The sequence below is a fragment of the Burkholderia pyrrocinia genome, assembly GCF_001028665.1.
Taxonomy (GTDB): Bacteria; Pseudomonadota; Gammaproteobacteria; order Burkholderiales; family Burkholderiaceae; genus Burkholderia; species Burkholderia pyrrocinia.
The window spans coordinates 1,916,915-1,932,509 of sequence record NZ_CP011504.1 but is presented as its reverse complement, the minus strand read 5'-3'; the positions used below and the strand labels follow the sequence as shown (position 1 = coordinate 1,932,509).

The window sequence follows — 15,595 nt, the reverse complement described above, 5'->3', positions numbered from 1 at the left end:
GCCCGACCATGATTCCGCTTCCTCTGCAGGGTCTCCGGCTGCCGGTGATTGCGTCTCCGATGCTGATCGCGAGCTATCCCGAGATGGTGCTCGCCCAGTGCAAGAGCGGGATCGTCGGCGCATTTCCGGCGCTCAACGCGCGGCTCAGCGCGCAACTCGGCGACTGGATCGACACGATCGACGGCACGCTGCGCGCGTACCGGGATGCCCATCCCGATGCGCCGGTCGGCCCGTACGCGGTCAACCATATCTGCCATCCGTCGAATCCGCGCGTCGAACAGGATCTGCGCATCTGCATCGACCGGCGCGTGCCGCTGATGATCACGAGCCTGCGCGCGCCGTCGCGCGACGTCGTCGATGCGATCCACGCCTACGGCGGGATCGTGCTGCACGACGTCACGACGGTGCGGCACGCGCAGAAGGCGCTGGAAGCCGGCGTCGACGGCCTCGTTCTCGTCGCGGCGGGTGCGGGCGGCCACGCCGGCACGCTGTCGCCGTTCGCGCTGGTCACGGAAGTGCGGCGCTTCTACGACGGCTTCATCGCGCTGTCCGGTGCGATCGCGACAGGCGACGCCATCGCCGCCGCGCGCGCGCTCGGCGCCGACTTCGCGTACATCGGGACGCGCTTCCTGGCGTCGCACGAAGCGAACGTGGTGCAGCGCTACAAGGACACGATCGTCGAAGCCAACGCGGCCGACATCATCTACACCGACGCGTTCACCGGGGTCCACGGCAACTACCTGCGCCAGAGCATCGAAGCGGCCGGGCTCGACGCGCGCCGGCTCGCGCGGGTCGACGGCGCGCAGCTCGATTTCTCGCCGGACGGCGGCGCAAAGCAGTGGCGCGACATCTGGGGGGCCGGTCAGGGCGTCGGCGCGATGGACGCGGTACTCAGCGTCGCCGAGATCGTCGAGCGGCTCGAGGCCGAATACCACCGCGCCGTCGCGCGCGTGCAGCCGCGCGCGGCCGCGCACGTCGCCGCACGCCGCCCGTCCGTTTCCCCGACTTCACGGATCGACACGCCATGACGCCGTCCGAACTTGCCGCCCCGTCGTCCGTCGACGATGCGATCGCGCGCCGCCGCGCGCAGATCGACGTGATCGACGACCAGCTTCTCGAGCTGATCGGCCAGCGCATCGTTCACGCCACCGAGATCGGTCATCTCAAGCGGCATGCAGGGCTCACGGTGCGGCAGCCTGCCCGCGAAGCGTCGATCGTCGCCGCGCTGTGCACGCGCGCGCCGTGGGGGCTGCGCGACCGCGACCTGCGAGCCATCTGGCAGACGCTGTTCAGCGCGAGCCGTGACGCGCAATCGCTGCCGACCGTCGCGTTCCTCGGCCCGTCGGGAACCTACACCGAAACCGCGATGCTGCGTCACTTCGGCGAATTCGCCCGTGGGCAGGCGCACGAAACGATCGACGCGGTATTCGAAGCGCTCGCGCGCGGCGACGCGGAATGCGCGGTCGTGCCGGTCGAGAATTCCTCCGAAGGCAGCGTGACCCGCACGCTCGACCTGCTGATCGCGCAAGCGGCGCCCGTCACGGGCGAGATCGAACTGCCGGTCGCGCATTGCCTGCTGAGCGCCAGCGGATCGCTCGCCGGCGTCGACAGCGTGGTCGGCCATCCGCAGGCGCTCGCGCAATGCCGTGCGTGGCTCGACGCGCATGCGCCCGGCCTGCGCCGCATCCCGGTGTCCAGCAACGCGGTGGCCGCGCGCGAGGCCGCGCACCTGTACGACTGCGCGGCGATCGCCGGCGAACCGGCGGCCGCGCTTTACGGACTGCGAATCGTCTCAAGCGCGATCCAGGATCACCCGGACAACCGCACGCGCTTCATGATCGTCGGCGGCCAGCCGCCCGCCCCGACCGGCCACGACCGCACCAGCATCGTGCTGCGGCCGACCGATGCGCCCGACGCGCTCGCGCGCGTATTCGATGCGCTCGCCCACCACCGCGCACCGCTGCTGTGGGTCGACGTGCGCCCGGCACGGGGCGCCGGCCATGCGTACCGGTACTGCGTCGACTTCGGCGGGCACCCGCTCGATCCGAACGTGCGCGCGGCGCTCGACGAGATTGCGCTCGCCGCTTCCGAACTGCGCGTCCTCGGCGCCTATCCGCGTGCCGCGGGCGGCACCGACGGGCACACCGACGGCCCGGCCGCGTGATGACGACGGCGCCCGCTTCGTCCCGCGTCGCCGCCCGGCTGCTCGCGATTCGCGACGGTCGCGACGATCGCCTGCTCGTGCTGTGCGGCATCGCCGCGGCGGGATGCCTGCCGCTCGCCGCCGGACGATGGCTGCGCGCGCTGCGCGCCGAATACGACGACGAACTGGAGCTGCTGCCGTTCGTGCGCGGCACGCCCGACGCCGCCGGCACCGCGAGCCTGCTGCTGCGCTGCGCGCGGCTCCAGCTTCCGGCGGTGGCGATCGGCGACACCGCGGCGACCGCCTATGGCCGCTGGCGCGCGTGCCTGCCCGCGGCGCCGCTGACCTGGCGGGTGCTCGAAACGTCCGCGGCACGGGCCGCGGCGCCGCTGCCCGGCGGCCTGCTGGCGCGCTGGCCGGCACGCCCGGCCGAGCCGGTCGACTGGCCGCGCTCGCGCCGCGTCGTTGCCGATCTCGGCGCTGCGTCGCCGGCGCTTGGCGCCCGGATCGGCGCGCTCGCCGACGCACTGTGCGACGGCTCGCTCGTGGTCGCCGGCATCGCGCTGGACACGGCCCCCGGCGCGCCTCACACCTTCATCACCGATGCGCTGGACCCGCTCGCCAATTACGTCCGGATGCAGCGCATCGCCGCCGTGACACGCCGCGCCCCGTCGCTGCGGAGCCGCCTGTGAGCCCGCGCCCGCAGGCCGGCCCGACGCGCATCGCGCTCGTCGGCATGCCCGGCGCCGGCAAGACGACCCTCGGCGGCGCACTGGCCCGCGCGCTCGCGCTGCCGTTCGTCGACGCCGACCGCGAACTCGAACGGCGCTTCGGCGCGCCCGTCGCGGCGCAATTCCATGCGGGCGACTTCCGCGCACGCGAAGCCGACGTCATCGACGCGCTGACGCGCGGGCCGGCGCTCGTGCTCGCGACCGGCGGCGGCGCCGTGCTGCGCGCCGATACGCGCGCCCGGCTCGGCCAGCGCTGTTTCGTGATCCACCTCGCGAGCGATCTCGACACCCTGTGGCACCGCACGCGCGACGACGCGTCCCGCCCGCTGCTGAACGTCGCCGACCCGCGCGCGGCGCTCGCCGCGCTGCACGACGCGCGCGAATCGCTGTACCACGCCTGCGCGCACTGCCGCATCGATACCTCGGGCCAGTCCGTCGCCCAAACGCTCGCGGCAGCGCTCGACGCGCTCGCGATCGCGTAACCCGCGCGACCTTATCGGTCCCCTTCAGCGGTTTCAACGATGCCGGCCGGTTCGGCCGAACTGCCATTTCTACCAGTTGCCGATCGTCAAATAATATCTAAAGATATATTTTTAGATACAAATCGTTCGCCATCGCGTCACAGGAAACCGACCATGCCCTTCCTCTTCGACCGAGCGCGCGGCGCCCGCCGCCTGGTTCCCGCGCTCGCCGCGCTCGCGATCGCCGGCTGCGCCCCGTTCGGCCCGCAACTCCCGGCGGCCCGGATCACGCCCGTCGAGCAGCTCGATGCGGGCGCCGCGATCCGCTCCGCCGGCGCCGGCTCGCCGACGATCGCCGAGCGCTGGTGGACCGCGTTCGGCGATGCGCAGCTGGATCGCCTCGTCGACGATGCGCTGGCCGGCGCACCGACGCTGCAGGCGCAGCGCGAACGCGTCGCGCAGGCGCTGGCCGACGCCGACGTCGAAAACGCCGCGCTGCTGCCGCAACTCGGCGCGACGGCGAGCGCGGTGCCGACGCGCCTGCCCGGCAGCTACCGGACGCCGCCGCCCGCGGCCGGACACTGGCAGGTCGACGCGCAGGCGCTCCTCGGCGCGTCGTGGGATCTCGACCTCGCCGGCCGGCAGCACGCGCTGGCGCGCGCCGCCGCGCTGCGCGCGGACCAGCAGCGCGCGCTCGAGCACGCGGCCACCGTGTCGCTGCAGGCGGCGATCGTCGAAACCTATCTGCAGCTCGCGCTCGAACAGCAACTGCTCGCGATCGCGCGCGATACGCTGCAGCAGCACAGCTATCTGCTCCGCCTCACGTCGCAACGCGCCGACGCCGGTCTCGACATGCAGGTCGCCGTGCTCCGGGCGAGCGAACCCATCCCGCACGCGCAGGCCGACATCAACACGCATGCGGCCGCGTCGGCCCGGCTGCGCCACCGGCTCGCCGCGCTCGTCGGCCGGGGGCCCGGTTACGCCGATGCGCTGACGCCCGCCGCGCCGCCGGCGGCCGAGCTGCCGATGCCGGCCGTCCTGCCCGCGGCGCTGGTCGGCCGTCGGCCGGACGTGCTGGCCGCGCGCTACCGGGTCGAAGCCGAAGCGGCGAACATCGACGCGGCGCGCGCCGCGTTCTATCCGGACGTCAACCTGCTGGCCTTCGCCGGCGTGCAGAGCTTCGGCTTCCGCGCGCTGTTCCACGGCAACAGCGGCACGTTCGGCGCGGGCCCCGCGATCACGCTGCCGATTTTCGAGGGCGGGCGCCTGCGCGCCGGCCTGCGCGCGCAAACCGCCGCCTACAACGCCGCCGTCGCGGTGTACGACGACACGGTCGTCAACGCGCTCGCGCAGGTCGGCGACACCCTCGTCCAGATCGACACGCTCGGCCGGCAGCGCGCGCTTCAGCGCGAGGCGCTGTCGCGCGCGCAACAGACCTACGCCATCGAGACGCAGCGCTATCGGAAAGGCATTTCCGGCTACCTCGACGTCCTGCTCGCGGAAGGCCGGCTGCTCGAGGATCGCGCGTCGGTCGCCCGTGCGGATGCGTCGTTCGCGATCGAGCATGCCCGCCTGATCGCCGCGCTCGGCGGCACCCCTTCCACTGGAGTCACGCAATGAACCGTCCTGAATCCCCCGCCGCCGGGCCGTCGCTGCAACGCGCGCGCCGGCGCTACTTCCGCTGGTTCTTCATCGCGCTCGCCGGCGCGGCCGGCCTCGCCGCCGCCGCGTGGGCCACCACGCGCGGCACCGAGACGACCGACGATGCGTACGTGTCCGGCGACGTCGTGCAGATCTCGCCGCAGATCGGCGGCACCGTCGACGCAGTGCGCGTGCAGAACGCCGACTGGGTCCGTCCGGGCGACCTGCTGTTCAGCGTCGACAAGACCGATGCCCGGCTCGCGCTGGACGAAGCGGTCGCGCAACTCGCGCACGCGGTGCGCCAATACCGCACCGCGCATGCGGACGCGGTGCGCGAAGAAGCGCAGATCCGGGTGCGGCGCACCGAATGGTCCAAGGCGAACGACGACCTGCAGCGCCGGCTGAGCCTCGCGCAAGACGGCGGCGTGTCGCGCGAGGATCTGCGCCACGCGCGGGATACGATGGACGGCGCGGCGGCCGCGCTGAACGCGCAGCAGGCCGCGTACGACGCGACGCTCGCGCACACCGACGGCACGTCGATCGACACGAATCCGCTCGTGCGCGCGGCGGCGTCCCGGGTCCGCAGCGCGGCGCTCGCGCTGCGCCGCACCGAAATACGCGCACCGCTCGGCGGGCTCGTCACGCGCCGGGTCGTGCAGGTCGGCCAGCACGTGTCGCCCGGCACGCCGTCGCTGGCGCTCGTGCCGCTCGATCACGTGTGGGTCGAAGCCAACTTCAAGGAATCGCAACTGCGCGGCATGCGCGCCGGGCAGCCGGTCGACCTGTTCTCGGACCTGTACGGCAGCGGCGTGGTGTTCCACGGGCGCGTCGTCGGGCTCGAAGCCGGCACCGGCGCCGCCTTCGCGGCCGTGCCCGCGCAGAACGCGACCGGCAACTGGATCAAGGTCGTCCAGCGCGTGCCGGTCCGGATCGCGCTCGATCCCGCCGAGCTGCAAGCGCACCCGCTGCGCATCGGCCTGTCGATGACGGCATCGGTGCCGGTCGATCACGGCCCCGGCACCGCATCGGCGTCGCCGCCCGCCCGTCCGCCCGAGGCGCGCCGGTCGATCGACGCCACGTCGATCTATCGTGACGACGACGAAGCGGGCGATGCGCTCGTCGCCGAGACGATTCGCGCGAACAGCGGCGCGCGCCCGCTCGCACCGGGAGCCTGACGATGCGCTTCTTCGCCCGGAACGCGGCGCCGAAACTGCCGCTGGAACCGCTCGCCGGCATGCCGCTGGCGCTCGTCGCGATCGCGGTCAGCGTCGCGAATTTCATGCAGACGCTCGACCTGACGATCGCGAACGTCGCCGTCCCGACCATCGCGGGCGATCTCGGCGTCGCACCGGACATGGGCACGTGGATGCTGACCTCGTTCGCGACGCCGCTCGCGATCACGCTGCCGCTCACCGGCTGGCTCACGCAGCGCTTCGGCCAGGTGCGGCTGTTCCGCGTGTCGGTGCTGCTGTTCGTGCTCACGTCGGTCCTGTGCGGGATGGCGCCGAACTTCGAGTCGCTGCTGCTGTTTCGCGCGCTCCAGGGCGCCGCGTCGGGCCCGATCACCGCGCTGTCCCAGGCGCTGCTGCTCGCGGTGTTCCCGTCGACGCGCCGCCACGTCGCACTGGCCGTGTGGCAGACCACGACGTTCGTCGCGCCGGTGCTCGGGCCGATCGCCGGCGGCTGGATCACCGACAACCTGAGCTGGCCGTACATCTTCTACGTGAACGTGCCGCCGGGCGTGCTCGTGCTGGGCGTGCTCGCGCGGCTGCTGGCGGGACGCGACAACGCGACGCGGCGGCTGCCGGTCGACGTCGTCGGGCTGCTGCTGCTCACCGCCGCGTTCGGTTCGTTCCAGCTGCTGCTCGACCGCGGCCAGAACCTCGACTGGTTCGCCTCCGACGAAATCCGCATGCTGGCGGTCGTGGGCGCCGCGTCGTTCGTCGCGCTGATCCTCTGGGAGCTGACCGACAGCCACCCGATCGTCGACCTGCGGTTGTTCGCGGACCGCAACTTCACGACGAGCACGCTCGCGATCACGGTCGGCTTCGGGCTCTACTTCGGCGCGCTGGTGCTCGTGCCGCTGTGGCTGCAGACCCAGCAGGGATACACGGCCACCTGGGCCGGCATCGCCACCGCGCCGCTCGGTCTCGCGGGGATCGTGATCGCGCCGCTGCTCGGCCGCTTCCAGGGCCGCACCGACCCGCGCCTGCTCGCGACCGTCGCGCTCGTCGGCTGGGGCGCCGCGTCGTTCTGGCGCATGCATTTCAACAGCGACGTGACGGTCGGCGACATCGCCGCCAATTCGCTGCTGATGGGCGCCGCCACCGCGTTCTTCATCACGCCGCTCGTGTCGCTTTCGCTCGCCGGGCTGCCCCGCGAGCGGCTGCCCGCGGCATCCGGGCTGCAGAACGCGCTGCGGCGGATCGGCACCAGCGTCGCGACGTCGGTTGCGCCGACCTACTTCGAGCGCCGCTCCCGCGTGCACAACACCTATCTCGTCGACCACATCACGCCGTACGATTTCGCGTCCGGCGACTGGTTCGCGCGGCTCGATCACGCGGGGCTGTCGCCGTCCGGCGCGCTCGCGTCGGTCTCGCATGCGATCGACGTCGAAGCGCACATGCTCGCGCTGAACGACTTCTCGTTCGGCTGCCTGCTGCTGTTCGGCGCGACGCTGCTGACGGTCTGGTCGATCCGCTACCGCCACGCGTGACGCAAATGAAAAAGGGGCGCCGCGCCGATCGACACGGCGCGGCGCCCCTTCACCTGCACCGCTTAACGCGGATCGCCGGCGGCCGGCACGTAGCCGTCGGCGAGGATGCCGATCGTCCGCGCGGCCGGCTCGCGCAGCCGCTTCGCCGCCTGATAGCCTTCCGACCGATACCACTCGCGGGCGCGCTCCGCCGACTCGAATTCGAGCACGACGACGCGCTTCGGTGCCCAGTCTCCTTCCAGCGTCTCGACTTCCGCGCCGCGCACCAGGAAGCGCCCGCCGTACGCGGCCACCGTCGGCGCGCCGAGCCGGCGGTACGCCTGGTATGCGTCGACGTCGTGCACGTCGATATCGAACACCACGTACGCGCTCATGATCGCGCCTCCGCCGGCGCCGCCGCATCGGCCGGCGCGAGTTGTACGAACACGCGGCCGTTCTCGATCTTCACCGGATAGGTACGCACGCACGTCGTCAGCGGCGCGCACAGCGCAATGCCGGTCCGCACGCTGAAGCGCCCCTGATGCAGCGGGCATTCGATCTCGTCGTCGAGCAGGAAGCCGTCGCTCAGTCGCGCGTCGCCGTGCGTGCACTGGTTCTCGGTCGCGAAGATCTCGTCGCCGACCGCATACAGCGCGATGTCGCGGCCGCCCACCCAGACGCCGAGTATTCCGTCGGTGCGCACCGCTTCCGGCGCGACCGCATCGATCCATTCCATAGTCACTTTCGGCACCTCGTTCAGATCGGGAAAATCAGCGAGTTCGGAATCATCTCGCTGTCGTAGACGCAGATGCGCGACTCGAAACGCAGCCCCTGCGGCGTGCGCACGATCCGGTCCAGGTAGCGCCCCGTGTTGTACACGTCGCTCATCTGCTCGGTCTTCGTGCGCAGCACCGCGTAGTTCGTCTCCGCCTCGATCGCCGTGTCGTCGAGATACGTGACGAGCGGCAGCCCGATCACGTGGCGCTGGTAGTACGGGTCGAAGAACAGCGTCTCCTTGATCCCGTAGACGCGATCCTTCAGCATGCCCTTGCTCTCGAAATCCATCACCGCGAGCGGCAGGTTGCGCTCGTGGTTCTCGCGCGGCACCACCGTGTACCGGCATTGCTCGACGAAGAATTCCGGCCACGCATCCCAGTCGCCGCCGTCGAGCACGGCCGCATACCGCGCGTTGAGCTGGACGAGTGAATAGAAATCCTCGAAGCTCGCGCCGCCCGCGTGCGGCTCGGCGGCCGGACGGCCCGTTCGTGTCGTGATCGTGCTCATTCAGGCCTCCATCACTTGGCGCCAGTACTGGTACATGCCGCGCACCAGCGTTTCGCTGACCATATGGTCGGTTTGCTCGTCGATCTGCCGGCCGCCGAGTTCGTTGTAGACGTTGCCGTGCTGGATCTGCTCGAAGCTCTGCTGCACGCATTCGATGACCTCGCCGTCGTCCGCCGACACGAAGCCGGCCGGCCCGAACAGATTGGCCTGGCGCAGACGGCGCCGCGTCATCTCCTCGGTGTCGGTCTCGAAACCGAAATGCGTCCACACGTAGTCGAACACGCCCGGGCTGATCGGCCGGATGCGGCGCGTCGACAGCGCATTGACCTGCTGCTGGATGATGACGCTCGGCATCAGCGTGAGCATCACGACGGTCGGATCGCCCCACCACGGTTCGTGCACGACATCGAGGAAGCGGTCGTCGTGCAGCGTCATGCGATCCTTGAAGCTCGTCACGTTGTGGGTCACCTCGCCGCCGCCGCCGCCGCTGCGGATCGACACCATCGCGCCATGCCGGTGATGCGCGTCGGTCACGAGCTTGGCGGGATTGTCCGCGCGCCACAGGCCGAAGTTGACGAACCAGGTATGCAGCAGCCCGGCGTGATACGGATCCTTGATGTTCTCGACCATCAGCTTCCAGTTGCTCGGCACGCGCTGCCGCGTGTAGCCGAGCACGGTCAGCTTCGGGCCGTGGAACAGGCGATCGTAATAAGGCAGGATGCGCGGGCCGAGGAAATCCTCGAACGACTCGACGTTCTCGTCGAACGACGCGAACACGGCACCGCCGCGCGTCGACACGCGCAGGCGCCGCAGCGCATGCTTGCCCGGATCGAAATCCGCCGGCATGCCGCCGTTGATCGTGCCGCCCTGACGCACGCCGCGCCGGAACGGCACGCCGATCAGGTTACCCTTCAGGTCGTAGTTCCACTGGTGATACGGGCAGTGGAAATCCTTCGCTTTCCCCGAGCGCTCGCGGCAGAACTGCATGCCGCGGTGCGCGCACGCGTTTTCGAAGACGACGATTTCGCCGTCCTCCGTGCGCGTCATCACGACGGATCGCTCGCCGACTTCCGTGCGCTGGAAATCGCCGGGAGACGGCACTTCGGCTTCGAGGCCGATGTAGCACCAGTGATTCGCGTAGAACAGGCGCTCGAGTTCGCGCTGGTACAGCGCTTCACTCGTGTACGCCTCGTATGGCGTGCGGCTGGCGCCGTCGCCTTTCCAGTCGAGCGCGCGGGCGATGTCGATGGGTGAGTTCAAGAGAGCTCCTCTTTCAGTAGGAAACGGCCTGCATCGCGACGGCGGCGCCGTGCGCGATGAAGCCGGCTGGCGAACGCCGCCGCGCAACCGCCGCGGCAGCCAACTGCTCGACGAGCTCGGCCGTGTGATTCCAGCCGAGACATGCGTCGGTAATGCTTTGGCCGAACACCGGCGGCGTGCCCGGCACCAGGTCCTGCCGCCCCTCGACGAGGAACGACTCGATCATCACGCCCACGATCGCGCGCTCCCCCCGATGCAGTTGCGCGGCGAGGTTGCCGCAGACGTCGATCTGCGCGCGCGTCTGCTTGCCGCTGTTGCCATGGCTCGCGTCGATCACGACATACGGGGGAAGATGCGCGTCGCGCAGCGCGGCGCAGGCGGCCGCGACGCTGGCGGCGTCGTAGTTCGGGGTCTTGCCGCCGCGCAGGACGATATGCGTGTCGGGATTGCCGGACGTGGTCGCGATTTCCACGCTGCCGGAGACGGACGACCTCAGGTAACTGTGCGACACGCGCGACGCGCGGATCGCGTCGATCGCGACCTTCACGTTGCCGTCGGTGCCGTTCTTGAAGCCGACCGGCAGGTCGAGCCCCGATGCCGCCTGGCGATGGATCTGCGATTCGGTCGTCCGCGCGCCGATCGCGCCCCAGGACACGAGGTCGTCGAGATACGGCGCGGTCATCGGATCGAGAAATTCGGTCGCGGCCGGCAGGCCCAGCGCATTGATGCCGAGCAGCACCTTGCGCGCGACGCGCAGGCCGTCCTCGATCCGGAAACTGCCGTCGAGATACGGGTCGTTCAGGAGCCCTTTCCAGCCGACCGTGGTGCGCGGCTTTTCGAAATAGACGCGCATCACGATCTCGAGCACATCGGCGTACCGCTCGCGCAGCGGCGCGAGCCGGCGCGCGAACGCCAGCGCCGCCTCCGCGTCGTGGATCGAACACGGGCCGACGATCAGCGCAAGCCGGTCGTCCTCGCCCGCGATGATGCGCGCCAATGCGCGCCGCGCCTCGCCGATCGACCGTGCCAGGCCGGGATCGCATGGCAACTCGGCGCGCAACCGCTGCGCACTGATCACCGCCACGCCCTGCGTCAACGCTGCCTCAACGGATTTTTCCATTTAACGCTCCACTCTCGCTGATCGGATGCCGATTTACGGAGGCAATTAGAGCGCGGTCAAATCCCGGGTGATACTGTCATTTATCTCAGAAGCATTTCGCATAGTGGATATCTGTGATTTCCGACAGTATTCCGATATGCGGATCACGTCTAACTTAACTCCTGCACAAACACGTTCTCACCCGCCGTTCTGCCAAGGAGCCTCGTAATGACAAGAAAATATTTTGAAACCCGAATCGACGTGAAGTATCGGGAAACGGACGCGATGGGCCATGTGAGCAGCCCCGTCTATTACGATTATCTGCAGCATGCGTACCTGACCTACATGCACGATCTGCTCGAGCTGCCCTATTCGGAAAAGCTGCCGCACATCATGGTCAAGACCTCGTGCGAATATCTGAAGCCCGCGCAGTACGGCGATACGATCACGGTCCGCAGCAGCGTCACGCGCTTCGGCTCGAAGAGCTTCGAACTGGAATACCTGATGGTGCGCGACGGGCAGGCGGACACCGACGATTCGGCCGACGATCATGCGGTGGTTGCGCGGGCCGTGTCCACGCACGTGATGTTCGACTACGGCAGCAAGACCACGGTGCCGGTGCCGGAAGAGTTCAGGACGCGCGTGCTGTCGTTCCAGGGCGCGATCTGATGCCGCAACCGGGGGTCCACGGACGGACGCCCCGGTGCCGTTCATGCAAACACGATCAGGCCCATCAACACGGCTTTCACGACCGCATTGGTCTTGTTGCACGCGTTGAGCTTCACGATCGATCTCGAGATATGGAAATTGATCGTGCGCTCGGTCAAGCCGAGAATGACGCCGATCTCATACGCGGTCTTCCCTTCCGCCGCCCATCGCAACACCTCGCATTCGCGCATACTCAGCGTGACATCCTCGGGTGTCGCTATATTCGCTGCACACTGAACCATTCGTATCCCCATCCAGAACAAGACGCCAATATGTCAGATTCACGATTTCCAATGTTCACCTCGATTCACATACCCCTCGGATTGGATATTTATTATTTAAAGGCGTCACGAATGTTCGGCGAATTCAAAAGCAACAAACGCCCTGCCTATTATCTCCATTGTTGTCCGAACGGAATCGAGCATACCGAATCGATTTACGCTTCGGAAGATGCGCGAAACGCAATATATCAATGACGTTGACGCGCGCCACCAGGGTTGCATGACGCGTCACATCGAAGCGACTGCGCGACTAGCGGGCGATCGCGTCGGCCACGCGCGGCGCGCAGATACTGCGCACGCAATCGCGCAGCCAGCGATGCGCGGGGTCGCGATCGAAACGCGGGTGCCAGATCTGCGAGACGGTCAGGTCCGCGATCGGCAGCGGCAGCGTAAAGCTGTACATGCCGACGCGGGACCGCTCGGTCTGCCGCTCCGGCACGCTGGCGACGAAGTCCGAGCTGCGCGCGAGCGACAGCGCGGTCGGGAAGCTCGACACGACGGTGGTCACCGAGCGCGCGATGCCGACGGCATCGAGCAGCGTATCGATCGGGCCGTTGAACTGCCCGCGGCGCGACACGCCCACTTGCGGAAACGACGCGAAGCGTTGCGGCGTGATTTCGCCGGTCGCCAGCGGATGATCCGCGCGGACCACGCCGATGAAGCGGTCGCGAAACAGCGCCTGCACGCGCAGCTCCGGGCCGGCCTGGCCGATCACGCCGACTTCGAGATCGATGTCGCCGTTGCGCAGCGCATCGACATGCTTGTTGGGTTTGGGCGCGAAGCGCAGCCGCACGTCGGGCGCGGTGCGCGACGCGTGTTCGAGCAGCGCCGGCGCGAACGTCTCGACGAATGCCTCGTTCGCGCGAATCGAGAACGTGCGCTTGAGCGTACTCATGTCGACCCGTTCGCACGGGCACATGACCGACTGCGCCTCCATGACGAGCGCATGCACCCTGTCGCGCAACTCGAGCGCGCGCGGGGTCGGGACGAGATCGCGCCCTGCCCGCACCAGCAACGGGTCGCCCGTCATCACCCGCAGCCGCGCAAGCGAGCGGCTGAGTGCGGACGGACTGAGGCCGAGCGCGTTGGCCGCGCCCACGACGCTGTTCTCGGACAGCAATGCGTCCAGAACGACGAGAAGATTGAGGTCGATGGAAGTCGCCATGTTGCGCCCATGCTGTACTGTCGGGACCGGCCGGCCGATGGGCCAACGGCATCGTGCCTCGGGCGTATGTGCTCCGTGATTCGCGATATACCGGAAATCGGCAGTCGCGCCGCCGAGCCTGACGCACGATCGTGCGCCCGCCGAAATGGCGTGCAGTGAATGGCGGGGAGTATTCGTGCCGCTGAGAAAATCCGCTGCGGATTTATTGCACTTGTGAACGATTGTGCACCGCGCTGCAATAAATCGCAACCGGACGCGATGCGTATCCGGTTTAAATGAAACGATGTGCGCGAATGAACAATAAAACAAACCGATTCGATTGCGTCGATCCGCGCATCGCGCACGCAAGCCGGCCGGTGAAGCAAAGCCCGCCGCGGCAAAGCCAGCGCGGGCCTCACCGGGCGCTGCGTGGCCGGGCCCGCCGGCACGGCTTCCGCGCAAAGCACGGCACATTCCGCGCATCGGGATCGAATTACAGAACTTTTAGACTCCTCTATTGACTTTCACACCGATATTCCGTTTTGGCGCGCATATGTTTCACGAAACAAATCCCGATCGGGCGATTCGCGCAGGTCTTCCCGCGATCCGGGAAAATCCGCGTGATTGTCCGGCACGCCCCTTTTGCGACTCGATCGGCATTTCACCAAGTCCGGTGATGCTTCGTCCCGTTCCCCGCTTCAGATTTTTACGCTTGTCAAAATTTTGGCCAGAGAGAATGACGCGCTGAAACAGCGCGTCATTCATCCAGGCACGGCCCCCGCAAACCCTTTCAGACCCAACCCAATCCCTGACCGGGAGACAAGATGCCCACGAACCAGGATTCACGCCCGAAGGCCGCATCGGATCACGGAGAATTCTCGCTAAGCGAAGTCCCGCGCGAGAAACGCACCGGATTCCTGTCGATCACGATGGTGTTGTTGAGTTTCACGTTCTTCACGGGAACGATGTTTGCCGGCGGCAAGATCGGTGTCGCCTTCGACGTCGTCAGCATGATCCAGATCGCCGTGATCGGAAACCTGTTGCTCGCCGCCTATGCGGCTTCGCTGGCGTGGATCGCCGCCCGCAGCGGCCTGAATGCGGTGCTGATGGGACGATTCTGCTTTGGCGAAGTCGGCAGCAAGCTGTCCGATTTCCTGCTCGGCTTCGCCGAACTCGGCTGGTACGCATGGGGCACCGCAACGGTGGCCATCGTATTGGTCAAGCTGCTGGGGTGGCCGGCCTCCGTTACCACGCCGTTGATGATCCTCTTCGGTTTCGGATTTTCGATCACGGCCATCATCGGCTATCGCGGCATGGATGTGCTGTCGCGCGTCTCCGTGCCGTTGATGTTCGTGCTTCTGATGACGTCGATGTGGATCGCCACCCGCGAAATCGGCGGCTGGGCCGGCCTCACGCACGTCGTGCCGTCTCATCCGATGCAGTTCTCGGCGGCCGTGACGATGGTCATCGGCACCTTTGCCAGCGGCGCCACCCAGGCAACCAACTGGACGCGCCTCGCACGCAGCGCGCGCAGCGCCGTGTCGGCCAGCATGATCGGATTCTTCGCGGGCAACGGCCTGATGATCATCGCGGGCGCGTACTGCGCGATCGTCTATCAGCAAGCGGACATCGTCGAAGTGATGATGCTGCAGGGCCTGTCGATCGCAGCGGTCGTGATGCTGTGCCTCAATCTCTGGACCATCCAGGGGCCGACGATGTACAACGTGGCGGCCGCCGGATGCCATCTGCTGCGCACCGAACGGCGCCGCACGCTCGTCCTCGTGGGCGCGGCGATCGGCATCGTGCTCGCGGTCGGCGGGATGTACGAGTTGCTGATTCCGTTCCTGGTGCTGCTCGGCTCGATCATCCCGCCCGTCGGCGGCGTGATCATGGCGGACTACTGGTACCGCCATCGCGGAACATACCCGTCGCTTGCCACCGCACGCCTTCCGCGCTTCAATCTGGTTGGCCTGGCCGCGTATGCAATCGGCGCCGCACTCGCCTATACGTCGCCGTGGATCGCGCCGATCGTCGGCATCGCGGCGTCCGCCGCCGCCTACATCGTGCTGCTGCAGCTTGCCCGCGCGTTCTCGCGCGAACCGTCCGTCCAGGGTGAATGATTCCGCTGCTCGCCCTCCCGGTCCCCCG

The 15,595-nt window shown here is 68.2% G+C and carries 16 protein-coding genes and 1 pseudogene; 9 read left to right on the top strand and 8 right to left on the bottom strand.

Features of this window, described 5'->3' with window-relative positions; translation table 11 throughout:
- Window positions 1-8: 8 nt before the first annotated feature.
- The 7 genes from ABD05_RS24830 (at window position 9) to ABD05_RS24800 (ending at window position 7,692) form a co-directional block, all read left to right on the top strand.
- A complete protein-coding gene (locus tag ABD05_RS24830) occupies window positions 9-1,028 on the top strand; it encodes an NAD(P)H-dependent flavin oxidoreductase (RefSeq protein WP_082146212.1) in 1,020 nt (339 codons plus the stop codon).
- The gene (gene pheA / locus ABD05_RS24825; RefSeq protein WP_047902676.1) at window positions 1,025-2,164 is read left to right on the top strand and encodes a prephenate dehydratase; all 1,140 of its coding nucleotides are present in this window, start codon (window positions 1,025-1,027) and stop codon (window positions 2,162-2,164) included. Before ABD05_RS24830 ends, pheA begins: the two co-directional genes overlap by 4 nt.
- Complete coding sequence (locus ABD05_RS24820) at window positions 2,164-2,835, top strand: hypothetical protein (RefSeq protein WP_047902675.1); 672 nt, start codon at window positions 2,164-2,166, stop codon at window positions 2,833-2,835. Before pheA ends, ABD05_RS24820 begins: the two co-directional genes overlap by 1 nt.
- Window positions 2,832-3,356, top strand: coding sequence for a shikimate kinase (locus tag ABD05_RS24815; RefSeq protein ID WP_175804818.1), 525 nt, complete (start codon window positions 2,832-2,834; stop codon window positions 3,354-3,356). The genes ABD05_RS24820 and ABD05_RS24815 overlap by 4 nt, the downstream gene beginning before the upstream one ends.
- Before the next feature lie 153 nt (window positions 3,357-3,509).
- Window positions 3,510-4,955: an efflux transporter outer membrane subunit gene (locus ABD05_RS24810; protein ID WP_053059971.1), complete on the top strand. Its 1,446-nt coding sequence runs from the start codon at window positions 3,510-3,512 to the stop codon at window positions 4,953-4,955.
- On the top strand, window positions 4,952-6,151 hold the full coding sequence (locus ABD05_RS24805) for an HlyD/EmrA/EmrK family protein (protein WP_047902674.1): 1,200 nt from the start codon (window positions 4,952-4,954) through the stop codon (window positions 6,149-6,151). The genes ABD05_RS24810 and ABD05_RS24805 overlap by 4 nt, the downstream gene beginning before the upstream one ends.
- 2 nt (window positions 6,152-6,153) lie before the next feature.
- Window positions 6,154-7,692, top strand: a complete 1,539-nt coding sequence (locus tag ABD05_RS24800; RefSeq protein WP_047902673.1) for a DHA2 family efflux MFS transporter permease subunit — start codon at window positions 6,154-6,156, stop codon at window positions 7,690-7,692.
- 62 nt (window positions 7,693-7,754) lie between these two features.
- Here ABD05_RS24800 and ABD05_RS24795 read toward each other — a convergent pair whose 3' ends face one another.
- From ABD05_RS24795 to ABD05_RS24775, 5 genes are read right to left on the bottom strand one after another with little or no spacing between them, the layout of a single operon-like run.
- Window positions 7,755-8,066 carry a DUF1330 domain-containing protein gene (locus ABD05_RS24795; protein ID WP_047902672.1) on the bottom strand — a complete coding sequence of 104 codons (312 nt, stop codon included), beginning with the start codon at window positions 8,064-8,066 and terminating at the stop codon, window positions 7,755-7,757.
- Entirely contained in the window at window positions 8,063-8,413 is a 351-nt protein-coding gene (locus ABD05_RS24790) for a non-heme iron oxygenase ferredoxin subunit (RefSeq protein ID WP_082146281.1), read from the bottom strand. The genes ABD05_RS24795 and ABD05_RS24790 overlap by 4 nt, the downstream gene beginning before the upstream one ends.
- Before the next feature lie 14 nt (window positions 8,414-8,427).
- Window positions 8,428-8,955: an aromatic-ring-hydroxylating dioxygenase subunit beta gene (locus tag ABD05_RS24785; RefSeq protein WP_047902670.1), complete on the bottom strand. Its 528-nt coding sequence runs from the start codon at window positions 8,953-8,955 to the stop codon at window positions 8,428-8,430.
- Entirely contained in the window at window positions 8,956-10,215 is a 1,260-nt protein-coding gene (locus ABD05_RS24780) for an aromatic ring-hydroxylating oxygenase subunit alpha (RefSeq protein WP_047902669.1), read from the bottom strand.
- A 13-nt stretch (window positions 10,216-10,228) separates the two neighbouring features.
- Window positions 10,229-11,335, bottom strand: a complete 1,107-nt coding sequence (locus tag ABD05_RS24775; RefSeq protein WP_063847295.1) for a 3-deoxy-7-phosphoheptulonate synthase — start codon at window positions 11,333-11,335, stop codon at window positions 10,229-10,231.
- Between the two features lie 207 nt (window positions 11,336-11,542).
- On the opposite strand from ABD05_RS24775, the gene ABD05_RS24770 reads away from it, so the two are divergent.
- Window positions 11,543-11,983, top strand: coding sequence for an acyl-CoA thioesterase (locus ABD05_RS24770; RefSeq protein ID WP_047902668.1), 441 nt, complete (start codon window positions 11,543-11,545; stop codon window positions 11,981-11,983).
- Between the two features lie 41 nt (window positions 11,984-12,024).
- Here ABD05_RS24770 and ABD05_RS24765 read toward each other — a convergent pair.
- From ABD05_RS24765 to ABD05_RS37900, 3 genes and pseudogenes are all read right to left on the bottom strand, one after another.
- Window positions 12,025-12,225 (bottom strand): annotated as a pseudogene (locus ABD05_RS24765) (LuxR C-terminal-related transcriptional regulator); the annotation flags it as partial.
- A 328-nt stretch (window positions 12,226-12,553) separates the two neighbouring features.
- Window positions 12,554-13,468, bottom strand: a complete 915-nt coding sequence (locus ABD05_RS24760) for a LysR family transcriptional regulator (RefSeq protein WP_047902666.1) — start codon at window positions 13,466-13,468, stop codon at window positions 12,554-12,556.
- A 537-nt stretch (window positions 13,469-14,005) separates the two neighbouring features.
- On the bottom strand, window positions 14,006-14,212 hold the full coding sequence (locus ABD05_RS37900) for a hypothetical protein (RefSeq protein ID WP_148669137.1): 207 nt from the start codon (window positions 14,210-14,212) through the stop codon (window positions 14,006-14,008).
- Between the two features lie 59 nt (window positions 14,213-14,271).
- Here ABD05_RS37900 and codB point away from each other — a divergent pair, with 59 nt between their 5' ends.
- On the top strand, window positions 14,272-15,567 hold the full coding sequence (gene codB / locus ABD05_RS24755; protein WP_047902665.1) for a cytosine permease: 1,296 nt from the start codon (window positions 14,272-14,274) through the stop codon (window positions 15,565-15,567).
- Window positions 15,568-15,595 lie beyond the last annotated feature (28 nt).